This is a genomic window from Acinetobacter sp. BIGb0196 (assembly GCF_011759595.1).
GTDB classification, from domain to species: Bacteria; Pseudomonadota; Gammaproteobacteria; order Pseudomonadales; family Moraxellaceae; genus Acinetobacter; species Acinetobacter guillouiae.
The window spans coordinates 1,126,209-1,143,611 of record NZ_JAAOZA010000001.1 but is presented as its reverse complement, the minus strand read 5'-3'; the positions used below and the strand labels follow the sequence as shown (position 1 = coordinate 1,143,611).

Sequence of the window (17,403 nt, the reverse complement as noted above, 5' to 3'; positions counted from 1 at the left end):
ATCTATATGGCTGAAATTAAAGGTAAAACATCTCAGGACATTCAAAATAGTATTCGAGAACTTATTCAGAATGGGATTTTGAAGGAGGGGGAATTATTACCCAATATTCGTGCTTTAGCCACTGAGCTGGAAGTAAATCGTAATACTGTCGCTGCCGCCTATAAAGATTTAGCCTTAATGGGGATTGTCATATCCAAAGGCCGTGCAGGTACCCAAGTCCGTAAAAATCCACAAATTAATAGTTTTGAAAACCTTCAAAAAACAAATCAAACATTTTTTGACCTCGCGCATGGAAATCCATGCCAAGGTTTTTTACCTCAGCTACATGACATCAACTTTAATTTTAGTGCACCGTATTTATATGGTGACAGTACCAAGCTTCCAGATTTGGAGACCTTTGCTCGAAATGAAGTTTTTGCTGACATCAGCCATAAAATTGCTGAAATTGAATTTACCCATGGTGCGGTAGATGCAATTGAAAGAATTCTCCATGCACATTTAATCCAATCTGACAGTATTGCGATTGAACAACCAGGTTTCATTACCAGTATTCATACTTTACAGGTGAATCGCTTTAATATGGTGTTTTTCCCAGTCACAGCACATGGCTATGATATTCACAGTATAAGAAAAGCACTTGAGCAAAAAGCCAAAGCAATTGTCATTACACCAAGAGCACAGAATCCGACCAGTTATAGTCTTGATGCTAAAACGGCACAAGAATTACATCAGTTATTTTCTGAATACCCTGATGTACTCATTATTATTGATGATCACTTTTCATTACTTGCCACAACACCTTATTATCATATTGTGCCTGAATCTACCAGACATTGGGCGGTGATAAGATCTGTATCAAAATTTTTAGGTCCAGACTTTAGATTTGCATTTATCAATTGTGATCCTCAGACTGCGACCAGACTAAGGATGAAACTAAATCCAAACTGTACCTGGGTGAGTCATATCTTACAAAAGATGATATTTTCGCTCATGACATCGGACAAAGTTCATCAATTAATCAATAAAGCAAAAATACATTATCAGACAAAAAATCAAGAAATCGTTAAAAAATTATTGGATCAAAACCTTCTAGATCTAGGTTATTGTGATGGTTTAAATCTATGGATCGAACATGAACAAGCTCAGGAAATAGCATATCAACTCGCGCTAATGGGATGGAAAGTCAGACTTGGAAAAGAGTTTTCATTAGGCCAGGATATTAAAGGTATACGTATTACCACTTCTGAATTAGATGAACAAAAAGCGATGGACCTACTCAATGATTTATCATTTATCTTAACTAAAATAATGACACTCTAAAATTTATGCTTTTCATCCATTATTTTTGCTAACGATCTTAAACTAAGGAAAAGTAGAAAACTAATTTCCTACTTTCCCTCATGAAAAAACATTGAATTTAAAAATCAGAAACCTGCCAATTTTAAACGATTGGCATGCTGACCATATAACGGAACGGGATCTGCACCAGCACCAGAGCCAGCAAGTCCCAGTATCTGATTGATCTCATCCAAATGGTTCTGAGGATAATTATCACGAATGACATTGCCCAAATGAGATGAACATACCGGTACCAAACCGTCACTATCACTACCAGTGGTCAATTTGATAAATGCTTGACCAGCAAGCAACCCGTAAGATGAACCATCTAATAAATTTGTAAGTCCACCGTTACCTGACCATGAATAATAATTCACACCATTCACTGTGGCAGCTCCTGACCCACATTCAGTCACTGGAATACCTTGAGGGAAAGTGGCATTAAACTCACCAGCTCCAGCCTTGGTCAATCCTGCAAGTGCACTTAAAACATCTTGATCATATGTTCCACCATTACTAGAAGTACCACCCAGAAAGCTTTCTATACCTGTAAACGTATTGATTATAGCTCCGATAGTTTTATCAAAGCCTATTACACTGGCGGGTTTACGTACAAGTGTTTCCACCAAATCTGCAACCGGACTACCTTTATTTGAGCCCGCAATACCTGTTACTGACGCGATCAAATCAGGACGAACACCCGCAACATAGCGTACAGTTTGCACACCTTGGCTATGACCAATCAAGTTTACTTTTTCAGCACCTGTTAAAGCCTGAATCGTGAGAACTTGTTTAAGTAATTGTTCACCTCGCACAGCGTCAGAGTTAGCAGAAGATGTATTGGTGACAAATACATTTGCACCCTGACGGCTTAAATCCTGAGGAATTCTATCCCAGTAATTGACAGGTCCAATCTGTGAAAAACCGAATAAACCATGTGCAAACACCAACGGATATTTAGTTTTGGCATAATCTGTTTTTTTAGAAAACAGCCCCCAATCTGTTGCAGATGTTTGACTACAACCAGCTTGATCGTTTTTGATACCGCAATTTTGATAACTTGTAGTTACAATTGCTGAGCTATTAACCGATGTGAATATGATGGCCCCAAATACCAAGGCCGGGATTGCTTTCTTCATTGTTCAAGACTCCATATATTTGAACATTATTTTTGTATTACATTGATTTCTTGATACTTCAAAATATTTCCCTGAAAATCTCCTTGTCTAATTCTCAATGCTATATTTCTGTTATTTATCGTTTCCTCATTGCCTATTCAGCCACTTTTTTATTCGAATTAGCCTGCATCTGTTCAAAAGTCTGTGCACGGATTCGTTCTTCTGGGCTACTAAAAGATCTATTGCGTAATTCATTTATTGCAGCCTGTTGTTGAGCCGCATCTTGCTGACTCGCCGTAATTTGTGTCCTTGCTGCAAGATAACTATCCACTTTTTTTTGCCACTGGCTTTCCTGTAAATCAACCTGAGTCAGGCGATCTGCTACCGCTGCACCCACTAATTTTTTACGCATCTCGTACAGCTCACTCGCTGAACCTCCACGTTGATTAATTTCAGTGGTCAATTCCTGTAATTGGTTGTATTGTAAAATCGGCTGCATACTTGCTTTCAGGTCTTCTGGCTGTTCATTCAGCAATGCTGCACTTTTTTCTGCCTTCTGATCTGTGCTTAAGCGTTTATCATTATTGATCGCGTATTGTGCGATTGTATATTGGTCATAGCTTTCTTCTTGCGCAAAAAATACATCTGCTTCTTGTGGCGTAAAAATCTGTCTGCGAAGTTTAACCATGGCTGACGCAACTGTTTTAAAGTCCTTTGCACTATTGGACTGTGCTGCAGGTAACTTTTCACGCTGATGTAGATAATCAATATACTTACCAAGTAGTTGGTAAGAATAAGGTTGAGCAGTCGTTGGTAGAAGACCAGCAAGGTATTGACGAATATCAGCAACAATACTGCTTTCCGTTTTTTCACCAATACTTGAAAGAAAATAATCGAAGCAGTCACGAATTCCACGAGATAAAACCAACTGCCCTTTAGTATCAACCTGTAAAGGACAATTCACCTCTGTTCCTCTTAGTGATGGTGCCAACTCAGGCATAACACCATGAAACTTTAAGACTTGTTGATTAGTATCAGAAACTGACGCAACAGTACTCAACGATTGCTGATTTTGTAACGCGGAGTCTGAACTTGATGGGGCTATTACAGTATTGGTTTCTGGTTTTAAATACCATACTATTCCAACAAGAAATAAGACAACCAACAGCAACAACAGATGTTTTTTATAGTGGCTTATAACGTCCATGTTATATCTCTTTTTCAATATTTTATTATGCTTTTCACAACCTCAGATTTTCCGATATTTCGCAAAATCATTAACCAGCTAAAAAGGTAGCTGCTCCCTACAAAAAACATGTACCAATATAATCATAAGTTTTAAACCCATTCGCTACTCCATAAAATTATTATGTTCATATTCAAGTGATCTAGCTTTTCAAGAAGTTTCATGGCATAGCTATTAAGAGCGAATTAATAATTGATACTTTTGGTCAGTCAAAGCTTCTTGCAATGATTATTAGACATAAATCACAAGCTAACAATCACCAAGAATGCAAAGTTTTTGCAGAAACAGTATTTTTCTCGGAATTCCAAAAATATGCTTAGTTCGTTTTCAGATACTTTTTTTGATATCTATCGGTTATCAGGTATAGCAGGCAAAATCCATAGTATTTCAACTCTTTTACCTGGAGAAATACTAGAATTTTCCCCAAATCATGGCTATATACATATTATTCAGAAAGAAAAATGCCTTTTAACAATGAACGATCTGGAACATCATCTGGAATTGAAACATTGCGACATAGCTGTGGTTTTACCTGGTAACTTTCACAGTATAAGCTTGAGTACAGATGCATTTCAGGATGCTAAAATCATCACCTGTACAATTGATTTTTCAGGTATTTATGGCTCAGCCATTGCCGAGGGTTTGCCTGCTTTCATTCACGTCCCTTTTACCTGTAAAGCCACAAATATTATTGCAGAATGGGTCCCAATCACTGTTCATGCAATTCAACAGGAACTCAAAGCGCCTTCGATAGGCAGTCAGATTATGCTAACCAGAATTATTGATCTTTTATTTATCTGGTCAATTCGGTGCTGGCTTAGCACTGTTGAACCGAATCATAAAAGCTGGATCTCAGCATTACAGGAACCGATGATCAGTAAAGCCATGTCTTTAATGCATAATCACCCGCATTTTGACTGGACCGTTGAAGAACTCGCAAAATCTACCAATTATTCTAAATCAAGCTTTTACAAGAAATTTACAGAATCTGTCGGGACCACCCCAATACAATATTTAAAATCGCTGAGAATGCGATTAGCCAGTGAATTGCTATTAACCACGCAAAAAAGTATTTTTCATATTGCTGAGCTTGTTGGCTATTCCTCTCAGGCTGCATTCAGCCGAGTATTCTCCCAAACATTTAACTACTCACCTTCTGAGTTTAGAGAATCCTTTAAAAATAATCCTGCACAGGAATAAAACACAACTGCGCTTATTAAAAATGTATTGTGCAAAAAATTGTTAAATCAAAGTATTTTAATAGTTAGCTTTAGTATTCATTTAAGTCTGCTTCGGAATCTGGCATGCCAAATTTGAGTTCATCACCAACTTTGGCGATTGCGTGAATAGCGGGTAGGAATTTTGCACCAATAACTGTTAATTTGTATTCTACAGAGGGCGGCGATGTCGGGATTGGCAGACGTTGTATAATTCCTTTACTTTCCAAATGACGTAGACGTTCTGTCAATACTTTTGCAGTAATTGATGGCAAGTCAGCTCTTAACTCGCCAAATCGACGTGGTCCAGCACTTAAACACCAGATGATTTCTGCAGTCCAAGCACCCCGTAGCAGTGCCATACTCTTACTCAAGGGACAGACATTATTTGGCGAAGGCGCACGGTTTTTCCGCAGCTTTAGACCCAAGGTTTCCTCCATTCATTCTTGAGATTTTCTCTGAGATTTCTTATTTATTCATATATTGAATATTAATTCCAAGGATGATATTCCACTGACATACTATGCGGAAAATATGCGCAAGCTGCAACCTGATGATTATTGTGAATCTTACTTTAAGCCTATTTGCGATGATTCATTCAGGTCTGTTCAACAGGTTGCAAGCGTTGCTTGTTGTTCTTAGAAGTGCATCTTTCACTCGGCAGGATTGATTATTTTTTTAAATATTAAAGCTACATTCAATTGTGGTGTATTAATTTTAAAATACTTCTCAAGATATTCGCGAAATTCATCTTCGCTTGTGAGCTCTTTTTTTATTGAATGATTTTTACCATGGATCTTTACAGTCGTTCCACTTAAGTTTATTCGTTCATCTGGAGTAACTGCAGCAAGCATCAAATGTTGAGTAAATATAGAATCTGGTGATGTTGCAATATACCAATTGGCAATCACAGCATCCGACTCCGAGACTTTCTGTTCTGGATCAAGTGCATAAATATTGACCCACTCATCACGTATATAAGCTTGAAGCATAATCTTCACACCTGTCAGGGCACTTTCAGCAACACCACTGTCTTTTACATCAATAAAACGGAAAGCTTCATGCGGTGTATTCTGAATTTCCCCGAGCTTATCCAGTGAAAGAACGGCTGTCGGAGTCGTTCCACCAAAACTGGGATCAAATAAATATAATTTATCCACCAGTTTTACCACAGTCACCAGATGAGTACGAATCGGAGCTTCTATAGGTTGAGATTGATAATATACGCGCCCCAAAAGATTAAAAGCCTCATATCCCAGTTCACTTAATACTGTTCTAGTCAGCGTACTCTGTTCCAAACAATAGCCTTCTCGTCCTTGATCAAGTAATTTATCTGCGATCTGTGATAATTCCATAGACACGTTATCACCAAGAAAAGAAGAAATATTTCCAAACGGGATGCTGGTTACATGTAGAAATAACAACTTTTTTAGACTCTCAAGCGTAGGTAAATACTCACCTTCCACGCCCAGTTTGGTTAAATATTTCTGTGAAATTGATAATTCTGAAGACATCGCTTTGCTACCTTATAAATCATAAAACTAGAATTTATTTGATTTTACAAAATCAGTGAATTTAATCGGATCTCGCCCCAGAACCTGAGTAACACCTTTGCCGATACTTTCATTTCGCCCATCTAATATTTCAAAAAATGCCTGCGCCATATGTTCTGCAATAAAATTATCCAATCCTGCATTTTGCAGATATTGTTTATATGCTTTTTGATTAAGATATTGATACTGTATATTTCGCTTAAGCTTTACTCCGATAGCATTCACCGCTTCTGCAAAAGTCAATAACTCTGATCCTGTGACTTCATAAATTTTGCCGTTATGTAAATCATCAGTCAGACATTCAACCACAACATCTGACAAATCCTCCAAGTCAACGAATGGTTCTTTTACAGTATCTGCCATAAACGTCACTTCGCCAGATCTTATGCCATGTAGAAAATGACCTTCACTGAAATTTTGGTTAAACCATGCTGAACGAATGACCGTCCAATCAAGTTCAGCCTGCATTAAAATTTTTTCACACTTTTCAACAGATGCTTGACCTCTGCCTGATAATAATACAGCTTTGGAAACAGACTGATTCATCATTTCTGTGATCAATCCTTCAAGCTGTTGTTCTGCTCCTGACATTGAAGTATCTGGATGAACAATGTAAACGATTTCAATATTCTTCAGTGCTGGGCCAAATGTACTGCTATCATTCCAATCAAAATACCGTTCATTTTCTACATGCGCATTGATGATACGAGTAGTGACAATTGGATTAAATTTATGCGACTTTAATTTCTCTACGACGCGTCGTCCATTTTTGCCTTTTCCACCGATGATCAGAATATTCTTGGTCAAACTTTTCATAGATTACCACTTCATTAATTAAAAAATTACTAGATTCTAGATGCTGTTTAACGAAACAGTACATATTTAACTACATGAAAAATTTCATCAAATTAATAATAAAATTCATAAGCTAAGGAGCCTTTTGATGTAGTTATCATTGCACTTACTGTCTACATTGAGCGATCTCAGTATGCGCAAAGCATGATCCAATATGAATAGAATTACAGAAGACTTATACAAATCTATGGTATCCATTTGGAAACGGGTTTAATCACAAAATCGCTAAAAATTGCGCACAATATCCACGGCAAAAAACCATTAGCTCTGGTCTAATTTAATGTTTTTTGAAATTCGCGATTGCTCATCTGAGTGTTTTTTTAAGTGTATTTTCTCAGTGACACATGAAGATGATAGTCAGTCAATCAACGCATAAGAATTGATCATAAAAATCGTATAATTTTTACAATTATTCATGCAAAAAAAATTGATTATTTAAATCATTATGATATCGTCCCATTATTTAATTTATTTTGTCACAGGACAAAATAAATTAAATAACATCCAAATGATTCATTTACTTGTCGAACGTAAAGGCTCGACAAAAAATATATAAACCTTGGTAAAATCATATATTTACAATATTAAATATAAATGATGGCATGGTTTAAATTAAGTTAAAAATCACTGAGTTATTTTCACTCCACATACATAAACGACAGAAACAAAAACTTACAGGGTTAAAAAATTTAGATGAAACGTATATTTAAAGAAAAAACGTTAAGCATACTGTTACGTAGTATTTTGCTGGGGTATCCGATTATTTCATCGTCCTCCTTTGCAGTACCACTGCGTGCTGAAACTGATGAGTTCAATGCCAATTGGGGACTAAGTCGTATTGGTGCGCAGTATGCTTATGAAAAAGGCTATACGGGTAAGGGAATTTCCATTGGGGTTGCAGATTCAGACTTTCCCTCAGGAATAAGCGAACTTACTGACAAACTCACATTTGTTACACCCAATAAAGATGGTAAAGAACATAATTCAGACTTAAGTATCGGCAGTAAAGTAGCTGACGGATTCAATGCCGAAGATTATACCCATGGCGCTCATGTTTCTGGGATCATTCGTGCTAAAAAGAATGATCAAGGCATGCACGGCGTAGCCTATGGTGCAGATATTTTTGCACAACATATGAATAATAATATTTACCCTTTTCTCGACACTACGGCAGTTCGTCTGATTAATAATAGCTGGGGTACAGAGGGAGATAAAGACTATGGCATCAATCCTGGAGATCCTCAATGGAAAGACTTGATTGGTATCGATGGTATAAGCACATCAACAGTAAAAGACTTTGAAAAAAAGTCTGATAAAACCAAACCCTATGATTTTTTAAATCGAGTCATATATACGACCACCCCCACGAAAAGGGGGGAATCTAAAATTTCAATTACAGTGAAAGATGTAGTTGAAGCTGAAGACGGTATAATTGAGCGTAATGGTCAAAAATTCAATTTTGGGGCAAATGACAAATCAAACAATGGGCTTGTCAACCAAATCAGGGCCCTTCGAGAAGCTGGAAAACAAGGCGTAGTCAACGTTTTTGCTGCTGGAAATTACAATCATTATAACGAACCTGGTGCCTTTCAAGGGATGCCTATCGTTTATAATGACTTACTGCCCAATTATCTTACTGTCAGTAATCTAACATTGGTTCGCAGTAAAGAAATCACTGTTCCAGAAGATAGTGAAACGCTCAGTGCGGGTGATGATTTACAATTTTTTGAAGTTACTTTTCAAAATAAAAAATATTTACGTCAAGCAAATCTTGCAATTGGCAAAGAAGACTATTTGTGGGAACAAGTCGGTCAAGGTCTTCGACAAACTCAAATTTTGGTGAATGACGATAGCACCAAAGAAACACTGTATACAGGGTCTTCACAATGTGGTTATACCGCATTGTGGTGTGTGGCAGCGCCCGGAACAGGGATTTATAGTTCAACATTTAAAGTTGAAGATGGAAAGCTTGCTGATAATTATGAGTATATGACTGGAACCTCAATGGCTGCACCACATGCCACAGGTGCTCTCGCTGTTCTTATGGAACGCTTTCCCTATATGAGCTCCAGCCAGACTGTTTCTGTTTTAAAAACCACAGCTGCTGATATGGATGAAAATGGTAGAGTAACTGATGGTCGTGCCAAAGTAATTGATAAATACTTTGGTTGGGGAAAAATTGATCTGGAAAACGCCATTAAAGGACCAGCAATGTTTGCTTCAGCGGATGATGTAAAAAACATGCTTGCTGAGGATGTAAAACAAAATTTGGGTGATGATCTGGATAATCTGGCCAATACTTTTGGAAATGGTGATTTCACCGTCAATATGGGCCAAGGGATAAAATATGATATTGGCACAACCAGAGAACGTAGTTGTGATGCAGCTGAATGTTCATTCGATACTTGGTCAAACAATATCGCTGGTAGCGGTGGTCTGATTAAAAAAGGCAGTGGAACATTACAGTTATCGGGAAACAATACCTATGCAGGCAATACTTTCATTAATGAAGGTGGTATTGATATTACAGGATCTTTATCTTCAGGCATTATTGTCAATAAATTAGGGACACTTTCTGGTCAAGGTCAGTCTGCAACAATCGAAATCAATAGTGGCAGATTTGCACCATCACTTTACAATCAAACAGGATTTAGTACATTTACTATTAATGGAGATATTAAATTTAGCCCTGACGCCACATATTCAGCCAAAATTAGAGACAAAAATGAGCAAGTGGACAAATTGGTTGTTCGGGGTAATGCTTATTTAAATGGAGCTAACTTCCAGACCTATGAACAAAGCCCAGATAAATTACTTGGGAAAAATGATACCCTCCGCTATCAAGGTAATGAATATACCTTAATGGATGCTACAAAAATTAATGGAATATTTAATAATAACTATCTTACATCGATTGCTACTGAAAATATTCAACCAGAATTAACAAAAACTGAAGAAGATAAGAAACTTAAATTACAATTCAGGGACTTAACTGCCGATAAAGCTGCCGCGGAAAAAGCTGCTGCCGATAAAGCTGCCGCGGAAAAAGCCGCTGCCGATAAAGCTGCCGATAAAGCTGCCGCGGAAAAAGCTGCTGCTGAAAAAGCCGCTGCTGAGAAAGCTGCTGCCGATAAAGCCGCTGCCGATAAAGCTGCCGCGGATCAAGCCGCTGCTGATAAAGCCGCTGCCGATAAAGCCGCTGCAGAGAAAGCCGCTGCTGAAAAAGCCGCTGCTGAAAAAGCCGCTGCAGAGAAAGCCGCTGCTGAAAAAGCCGCTGCCGATAAAGCCGCTGTTGAAAAAGCCGCCGCGGAAAAAGCTGCTGCCGATAAAGCTGCCGCAGAGAAAGCCGCTGCCGATAAAGCTGCCGCAGAGAAAGCCGCTGCCGATAAAGCCGCTGCTGAAAAAGCTGCCGCTGAGAAAGCTGCTGCCGATAAAGCCGCTGCCGCGGAAAAAGCTGCCGCGGAAAAAGCTGCTGCCGATAAAGCTGCCGCAGAGAAAGCCGCTGCCGATAAAGCTGCCGCAGAGAAAGCCGCTGCTGAGAAAGCTGCCGCGGAAAAAGCCGCTGCCGATAAAGCCGTCGCAGATCAAGCTGCCGCGGATAAAGCCGCTGCTGAGAAAGCTGCTGCCGATAAAGCTGCCGTAGAGAAAGCTGCTGCTGAAAAAGCTGCCGCGGATCAAGCTGCCACAGAGAAAGCTGCTGTTGATAAAGCCGCTGCTGACAAGGCTGCCGCTGAGAAAGCCGCTAATGATAAAGCCGCCGCTGACAAGGCTGCTGCTGAGAAAGCCGCTGCTGAGAAAGCTGCCGCAGAGAAAGCCGCTGCAGAGAAAGCCGCTGCTGAAAAAGCCGCTGCCGATAAAGCCGCTGTTGAAAAAGCCGCCGCGGAAAAAGCTGCTGCCGATAAAGCTGCCGCGGAAAAAGCCGCTGCCGATAAAGCTGCCGATAAAGCTGCCGCGGAAAAAGCTGCTGCTGAAAAAGCCGCTGCTGAGAAAGCTGCTGCCGATAAAGCCGCTGCCGATAAAGCTGCCGCGGATCAAGCCGCTGCTGATAAAGTCGCTGCCGATAAAGCTGCTGCCGATAAAGCCGCTGCTGAAGCAAAGTTATTGGAGCAAGCTAGAGCTGAAAAAGCGACCCAAATTGCATCAATTCATGGCGATATTCTGGCAGAAGAATTTCAGGATATGGATCACAATCGTCGTTTAACCAATCAACGTCTACGCTATATTCAACGTAATCAGGAGAACAGTAATAATGCTTGGATAGATTTTTCAGACTCAAAAAGCAAGTCTCGTCTGGGGGAATGGAATAATCTCAGCAATGCCAAAATGCATGATTATAATGTTCAGAGGCAGGGTCTAGCTTTAGGCGCAGATACTACACTTGGAGATTGGGCAATCGGAATAACGGCAGCCATTAATACCAAAGATTTAAATAACAAAAATAATGCCAAAGCTAAAATCGATAATTATCAGTTCGGTATCTATACAGGGACTCAAATTGATCAAATCAATTTTCGTTTCAGTGGTACATTGGGACGTAATGAGGTTAAATCACGATTTAATGATCAGAACGATGGTCAATTTAATGCAAAATACAATGGTCGTACTTATCAGTTGAACGCTGAGATGGGCTATGCATTGCAACACAATAACCTATATATGGAACCATTTATCGGTGTTGCATACGACTACTTAGAAAATGATTCCATTCAACAAAGTAATGGATACTATTCACTAAATAGTGAAAAAACGAATATTGACCGTGTATCTTCAACTGTCGGTCTGGATATATCTCAAAAATGGAACGTATGGGATACAACATCTCTAAGTTTAAATGCAAGCTTAGCATGGCAAAACCGTTTAAAAAATAATGATAAAGCGGGCAAATTAACATTTATATCAAATAACTCACTTATTGCTGGAGATGCTGGTTATTTAGATGTTCCCAATAATCAGAACACAGGCATCATCAATTTTGGTTTCAATGTCGATATCGCCAATACCCACGGGTTTTCGGTCAATTATGAAGGACAGTTCGCGAAAAAATATAGTGAAAATGGCATAAGACTCCAATATGGCTATAAATTTTAATCAATAGGTTGCAATATTATTATGAAAAATAGCGTGTTTAAAAACATCATGTTGATATGCATATTCGGTTATGGATTACATAGCATGGTATTAAATGCAGCGCCTTACTCAAATCAAACTGGTCAATCACCACTAATTGTTGCGCATCGCGGTGGAACGGCAGATGCACCTGAGAACACAGCCTATGCAATTGATCTCGCTCTAAGGAATCACGCAGATGTAATCTGGATCAGCGTACAGTTAAGCAATGATGGTGTTCCTGTACTCTATCGCCCTAATAATCTAAATGCTTTAAGTAATGCCCAAGGTTTGGTCTCTGCATATACTGTAAAACAATTACAGGGCTTGGATGCAGGATGGAATGTCGCCCGCAATGTAGGACAACAAACAATTTACCCATGGAGAGGTAAAGGAATCCATATCCCAACACTTCAACAGGTGCTTACTCAATTTCCTCGAACCACTTTTTATATTGATATTAAGTCGCCTGATGCTGATCCTGTGCAAATTGCTACGGCTATTAAACGTGTCCTCGTTTCCACCAACTCACTTAACCGAGTAAGGCTCTACTCCACTGAACGCCGTTATACAGATGCCATCAAACAGGTCGGTCAAATTCCGTATTTTGTTGCAAGAGATGATACTCGGGATATTTTAGCTCGTGTCGCACTGAACCATAATTGTCAGGCTGCTCAAGAACCAATTGGGTGGCATGGTTTGGAGTTAAGACGGCAGGTTGAGGTTGTAGAAACCTATACCTTAGGTGAAGGCCGTTCAAAAGCAGAGTTTGTTTGGGATAAGGAAATTATGAACTGTTTTAGGACACAAGCAGCAAATCGTATTGTCCTGTTCGGTATCAATTCTGAAGCAGACTATCGAATAGCAAAACAGTTAGGTGCTGAAGCCGTAATGGTCGATTCCCCTGCTCAATTTTCCAATCGATGAAGTGTTTAAGTTAACTCAACTCATAGATCATTAAACTCAGACAGTTCAATATAAATTGAACTGTCTTACTCAATCTTACTTTCGTTAAAGATCACCATTAACTAAGCATTAGACAGGATGGCTGGTCAACCATTCTCGGGGAGACATGCCTACCCTGACTGAAAATGCGCGAGATAATGCTGATGGATTAGCATAACCCAGTTCTTCAGCCAATATTTTAATTGAATGCCCTTCACGCAATCTACTTTGTGCCAAAGCAATACGCCAGTCTGTTAAATATTCAGCTGGTGTCTGTCCCATCACATCACGGAAGGTATTGGCAAAAGCTGTTCTAGACATACATGCCAGTTCAGCCATGCGCTCTAGTGTCCACGATTCACCTGGATATTCATGTATTCCCACCAGCGTGCGCGCCAAACGTGGATCTGAAAGACCAATAATAAGTCCAGTGCTTACTCCTGCTTCATGAGGATGATCTAATAACCAACGTAATAGTTGAAGTACCACCACTTCAAATAACCGATTCGCTAATAATCGTTGCCCACAACGGGCATGGTCTGTTTCAGCAAATAATAGCGCAAGCGCCTGATCCAATCCTTGTACACGCGCTAGAGGAAGTGCAATTACGGCAGGTAATGCCCTTACCAGTGGATTCTGTTGCCCACCATCCAGTATCAACCGCGCGCAGGTAAAATCAGCACCTTCTCTGGGCGGGTTATGAAAATGATGTGTAATTGGGCCAGGATAAAAAAGTAGCGTTGGTTCATCAAAACGCATACGTCTTGGCAAATGCGCCATAGCTGGATGACTGACTTCCAGTTGTCCCTGACGTAAGACATGTAAATAGCCAAACCCTTCACAAGCATCAAAATGGCTGACGCCACATAACACACCAGTATGGTACAACTCTGCCTGCATACGGAAACGGTCAAGTAGACCTGAAAGGCGATCAATGGGGTGAATAGTTTTCATTTGAACGAATTGATATATTTTATGAACATATTGTATCTAATCATACAGTGAATTTACACATAATAATCAAAGTTTGATGCACTTCTACTATCACTACGATCCTTTAAGGAGAACAACATGTCACGTATCAACCTTGACACTCAACTTGCACCCCAAGCAAGTCAACCTTTATTAACCCAAATTCAACAAGCTTTTGGCACGACTCCAAATATGTTTAAGGCAGTGGCAAATTCGCCAGCAGCTTTACAAAGCATGTGGTCCGCTTTTGCTGCCTTAGGTAAAGGTACACTTGGTGCAAAATTAGGTGAACAGATTGCTGTTGCAATCGCCAATTTAAACCGCTGTGAATATTGCTTAGCAGCACATACTGTACTCGGTCAAAATGCTGGCGCTAGCGCTGCTGAAATGGCTGAAGCGCAAATAGGAAAAGCAGCTGATGATAAAACAGCAGCAGCACTGACTTTTGCTTTAAAGGTGGTCAATCAACATGCTCAGATGACTGATGCTGATATCACAACACTTCGCAATGTAGGTTTTAATGACCAACAAATCGTTGAGATCATGGCGCATGTGGCTTTGAATATATTCACTAACTACATCAATATTGCACTAGATACGCCTGTAGACTTTCCACGAGTCGAATTGATATAAAACATACCGACCTCTCGTGTATAACAGAGAGGTCGCTTTCATTAAATATAAGATTTTCTTTATGCGTTATTGCACTTCATCTAAAAATCCAAGTAATTTAAATGATTGAACTTAAATCAAAAGGATCTATTTCAGAATTAATGGGTTGATAGGCTTGGATAAAAGTCGGTGACATCCGTTTCGGACGCCCTGAAGCAATTTCTATACATGCCCATTTGGTATTGCCAGTAAAGAGCAAGCTTTGGTCTTTGGCATTAAAAAAAGCATACTGACGGAAAGAATAAAGTGCGTTGATCTCGTATAACCAAGTTCTCAAAATAATATCATCATCTAACATTGCTGCTTTGCGATACTGAACATGATGTTCTACAGCAACCATTGCATGTTTCATTTCTAAATATTGATCGAGTCCAACACCCAATGTTTCGATATGTGCAGATGCAACATCCTGCATCCATTGTACATAGACCACATTGTTTACATGACCTAAGACATCTATATGCTCTGGTTTTACTTCGATTTTTAAATCAAATACTGAACTCATATCTTCTTTCCTTTTCCACTTTTTCAACCATCCGTATAAGTTTGACATAAAAAAGCCACCCTTTGAGTGGCTGATTCTGATCAGTTGTATTTATTGAATACGTAATCCAATCATAGCATGTTGCCCTTCACGAACAATCGCAACACGCGCTACCGTATTTTTCTGTAGCTCAGAAATAGCATCAACAAAATCACTCGTTGGATTTACTTTCTTGTTATTTACTTGTGTGATCACATCACTAGGTAAAATCCGTGACTGTGCAGCCAAGCTATCTCTGGTCACATCATGAATAAATACATAAAGAGCATAACCTATAGAAGTTTATAATACTCATAGAGCATATATGTTCTGAAATATAAAACGCCTGATGACATTCATCAGGCGTTGATGCGAAATAAATTTCAAACTATTTCATGACTACACCGCTTGAGCATAAGTTAAATTGGCAGACTTTCCCAACCACAGATCATTAACACTTTAGCTAAGAAGCTAAAATTGGATGATTAATGTAGATATATACCAAGCATCAAATTATTATAAAAATATAGTGATCAAAAATCATAGCTAATCATCATGTTAAAGCGATTATCTACACCTGTTAAATCATTGAAAGTTTCTCGCTGTCCATAAACATATTCTAATCCAAAATCTATCGACTTGAATGGGCTATAAATCGCATTTGCCCAGCCCTGCCAAAGTTGCTTATTTTGTGTATTATCATCATATTTTAAATTTGCAAACGTGCTACTATCATTGGCTTTCATATAGCCATAACCAATCGTAGAACGTAATTTAGGATTAAACTTATGCGTTATTCCTAACGAGATCGTATCAAACTCATTTTCATGCATCTGATTATTTATATCCAAAGCATAGCCACTATTACTCCAAGCTAAAAACCGGCCATCTCCTTTTACATGATAATAATCAGCCTTCAATATTGTATTAGGAGAGATTAGATATTTTCCCCCCAAACCGATTCCCCAAGCTAACTTTTCATCATTTGCTGTTTTCTTTTCTGCAAGGAAACTACGACCTGAAATTAATGAGCCATTATCAAAATTATGGTTAATACGTCCAACGAACGCAGGTAATCTCATTTCATTGTCAGGATCAGTGGCAGCTGTATATTTAGGGTCTTCGATACTAATAACAAAACTTGTCTGATCCGTAATCTTATCTGTATACCTAAGCACAGGTACTCGCAATAAGGATCCTCCAACATATGAAGCAGGCTCAATAGTTTCAGGTAAATATTCAGGTGCAATAAAATTTGACCATGTCTGACCGACTAACCATTTATCAAATGTCAAATAAGCATGACGTATACGAAATTGATCTCTTGTTGCACCACCAAAAAAATCTGTTTCAATCTTACCTTTTATTTCCCCTACTGGTGTTTCAGTCCTGAAGTTTGCTCCGATACGTGTAGCAGCAGCAGTCGCACGGAATCGATCACGTTGCTTATATTCCTCATGGGTATTTTTTAATGGTACAGCATTGATATTATTATACATTGTCGATGCACCAGTAGCTTGATAGGTTGCATCAGCGCGTATAAATCCATAAATATTGACCTCAGTAGATCTCTTTTTTTCTATCATGGACATCGACGGTGCAGATTGTAACTGCAGACTATTCTCATTTTTTAAGTTTTGAACCTCTTTCTGAAGTGCCATAAGTTCTTTTCTGAGTTCGTTATGTTCATTCTGACTGATATTGGCAAAACTGCTGTTACTCGATACACCAGCCACAATCGCCATAAGTATCATTTTAAATATATTAGTCCCTTGATTTAACCTATCCATCTTTAACATTTCCTTTTGATTATTTAAATTATTGATTCCAAAAAGTCTAAAAACTGCTAAAACTGAAC

Annotated in this window: 14 protein-coding genes; 5 read left to right on the top strand and 9 right to left on the bottom strand. The window is 38.9% G+C overall.

The features are described from left to right. Window positions 1-6: 6 nt before the first annotated feature. On the top strand, window positions 7-1,320 hold the full coding sequence (locus FHR28_RS05230; protein WP_166782077.1) for a GntR family transcriptional regulator: 1,314 nt from the start codon (window positions 7-9) through the stop codon (window positions 1,318-1,320). A gap of 104 nt (window positions 1,321-1,424) precedes the next feature. Here FHR28_RS05230 and FHR28_RS05225 read toward each other — a convergent pair whose 3' ends face one another. Together FHR28_RS05225 and FHR28_RS05220 are read right to left on the bottom strand one after the other, a co-directional pair. Beyond that, on the bottom strand, window positions 1,425-2,477 hold the full coding sequence (locus FHR28_RS05225) for a lipase family alpha/beta hydrolase (RefSeq protein WP_004717111.1): 1,053 nt from the start codon (window positions 2,475-2,477) through the stop codon (window positions 1,425-1,427). 133 nt (window positions 2,478-2,610) lie between these two features. After that, a complete protein-coding gene (locus tag FHR28_RS05220) occupies window positions 2,611-3,663 on the bottom strand; it encodes a lipase secretion chaperone (RefSeq protein ID WP_004717112.1) in 1,053 nt (350 codons plus the stop codon). 351 nt (window positions 3,664-4,014) lie between these two features. On the opposite strand from FHR28_RS05220, the gene FHR28_RS05215 reads away from it, so the two are divergent. Beyond that, window positions 4,015-4,902, top strand: coding sequence for an AraC family transcriptional regulator (locus tag FHR28_RS05215; protein ID WP_004717114.1), 888 nt, complete (start codon window positions 4,015-4,017; stop codon window positions 4,900-4,902). Between the two features lie 70 nt (window positions 4,903-4,972). Here the strand turns inward: FHR28_RS05215 and FHR28_RS05210 are convergent, their stop codons facing one another. The 3 genes from FHR28_RS05210 to FHR28_RS05200 all read right to left on the bottom strand — a co-directional run bounded on the left by FHR28_RS05210 (window position 4,973) and on the right by FHR28_RS05200 (window position 7,288). Then, window positions 4,973-5,281: a winged helix-turn-helix transcriptional regulator gene (locus tag FHR28_RS05210; protein ID WP_004717116.1), complete on the bottom strand. Its 309-nt coding sequence runs from the start codon at window positions 5,279-5,281 to the stop codon at window positions 4,973-4,975. Between the two features lie 291 nt (window positions 5,282-5,572). Further along, a complete protein-coding gene (locus tag FHR28_RS05205) occupies window positions 5,573-6,433 on the bottom strand; it encodes an arylamine N-acetyltransferase family protein (protein WP_004717119.1) in 861 nt (286 codons plus the stop codon). 27 nt (window positions 6,434-6,460) lie between these two features. After that, window positions 6,461-7,288, bottom strand: coding sequence for an NAD(P)H-binding protein (locus FHR28_RS05200; protein WP_166782076.1), 828 nt, complete (start codon window positions 7,286-7,288; stop codon window positions 6,461-6,463). A gap of 732 nt (window positions 7,289-8,020) precedes the next feature. On the opposite strand from FHR28_RS05200, the gene FHR28_RS05195 reads away from it, so the two are divergent. Together FHR28_RS05195 and FHR28_RS05190 are read left to right on the top strand one after the other, a co-directional pair. Further along, a complete protein-coding gene (locus tag FHR28_RS05195; protein WP_166782075.1) occupies window positions 8,021-12,415 on the top strand; it encodes an autotransporter domain-containing protein in 4,395 nt (1,464 codons plus the stop codon). Between the two features lie 84 nt (window positions 12,416-12,499). Beyond that, window positions 12,500-13,360 (top strand): glycerophosphodiester phosphodiesterase family protein, encoded by an 861-nt coding sequence (locus FHR28_RS05190; protein WP_166782074.1) that lies wholly within the window; start codon window positions 12,500-12,502, stop codon window positions 13,358-13,360. 108 nt (window positions 13,361-13,468) lie between these two features. Here the strand turns inward: FHR28_RS05190 and FHR28_RS05185 are convergent, their stop codons facing one another. Next, window positions 13,469-14,332, bottom strand: coding sequence for an AraC family transcriptional regulator (locus FHR28_RS05185; protein ID WP_105713620.1), 864 nt, complete (start codon window positions 14,330-14,332; stop codon window positions 13,469-13,471). A 117-nt stretch (window positions 14,333-14,449) separates the two neighbouring features. Here FHR28_RS05185 and FHR28_RS05180 point away from each other — a divergent pair, with 117 nt between their 5' ends. Further along, complete coding sequence (locus tag FHR28_RS05180) at window positions 14,450-14,983, top strand: carboxymuconolactone decarboxylase family protein (RefSeq protein WP_151957134.1); 534 nt, start codon at window positions 14,450-14,452, stop codon at window positions 14,981-14,983. A 97-nt stretch (window positions 14,984-15,080) separates the two neighbouring features. Here FHR28_RS05180 and FHR28_RS05175 read toward each other — a convergent pair whose 3' ends face one another. The 3 genes from FHR28_RS05175 to FHR28_RS05165 form a co-directional block, all read right to left on the bottom strand. Continuing rightward, window positions 15,081-15,527 carry an acyl-CoA thioesterase gene (locus FHR28_RS05175; protein WP_252715974.1) on the bottom strand — a complete coding sequence of 149 codons (447 nt, stop codon included), beginning with the start codon at window positions 15,525-15,527 and terminating at the stop codon, window positions 15,081-15,083. 90 nt (window positions 15,528-15,617) lie between these two features. Further along, a complete protein-coding gene (locus FHR28_RS05170; RefSeq protein ID WP_416377026.1) occupies window positions 15,618-15,818 on the bottom strand; it encodes a PDZ domain-containing protein in 201 nt (66 codons plus the stop codon). Window positions 15,819-16,078: 260 nt separating this feature from the next. Next, window positions 16,079-17,335, bottom strand: a complete 1,257-nt coding sequence (locus FHR28_RS05165; RefSeq protein WP_154130869.1) for a DcaP family trimeric outer membrane transporter — start codon at window positions 17,333-17,335, stop codon at window positions 16,079-16,081. Window positions 17,336-17,403 lie beyond the last annotated feature (68 nt).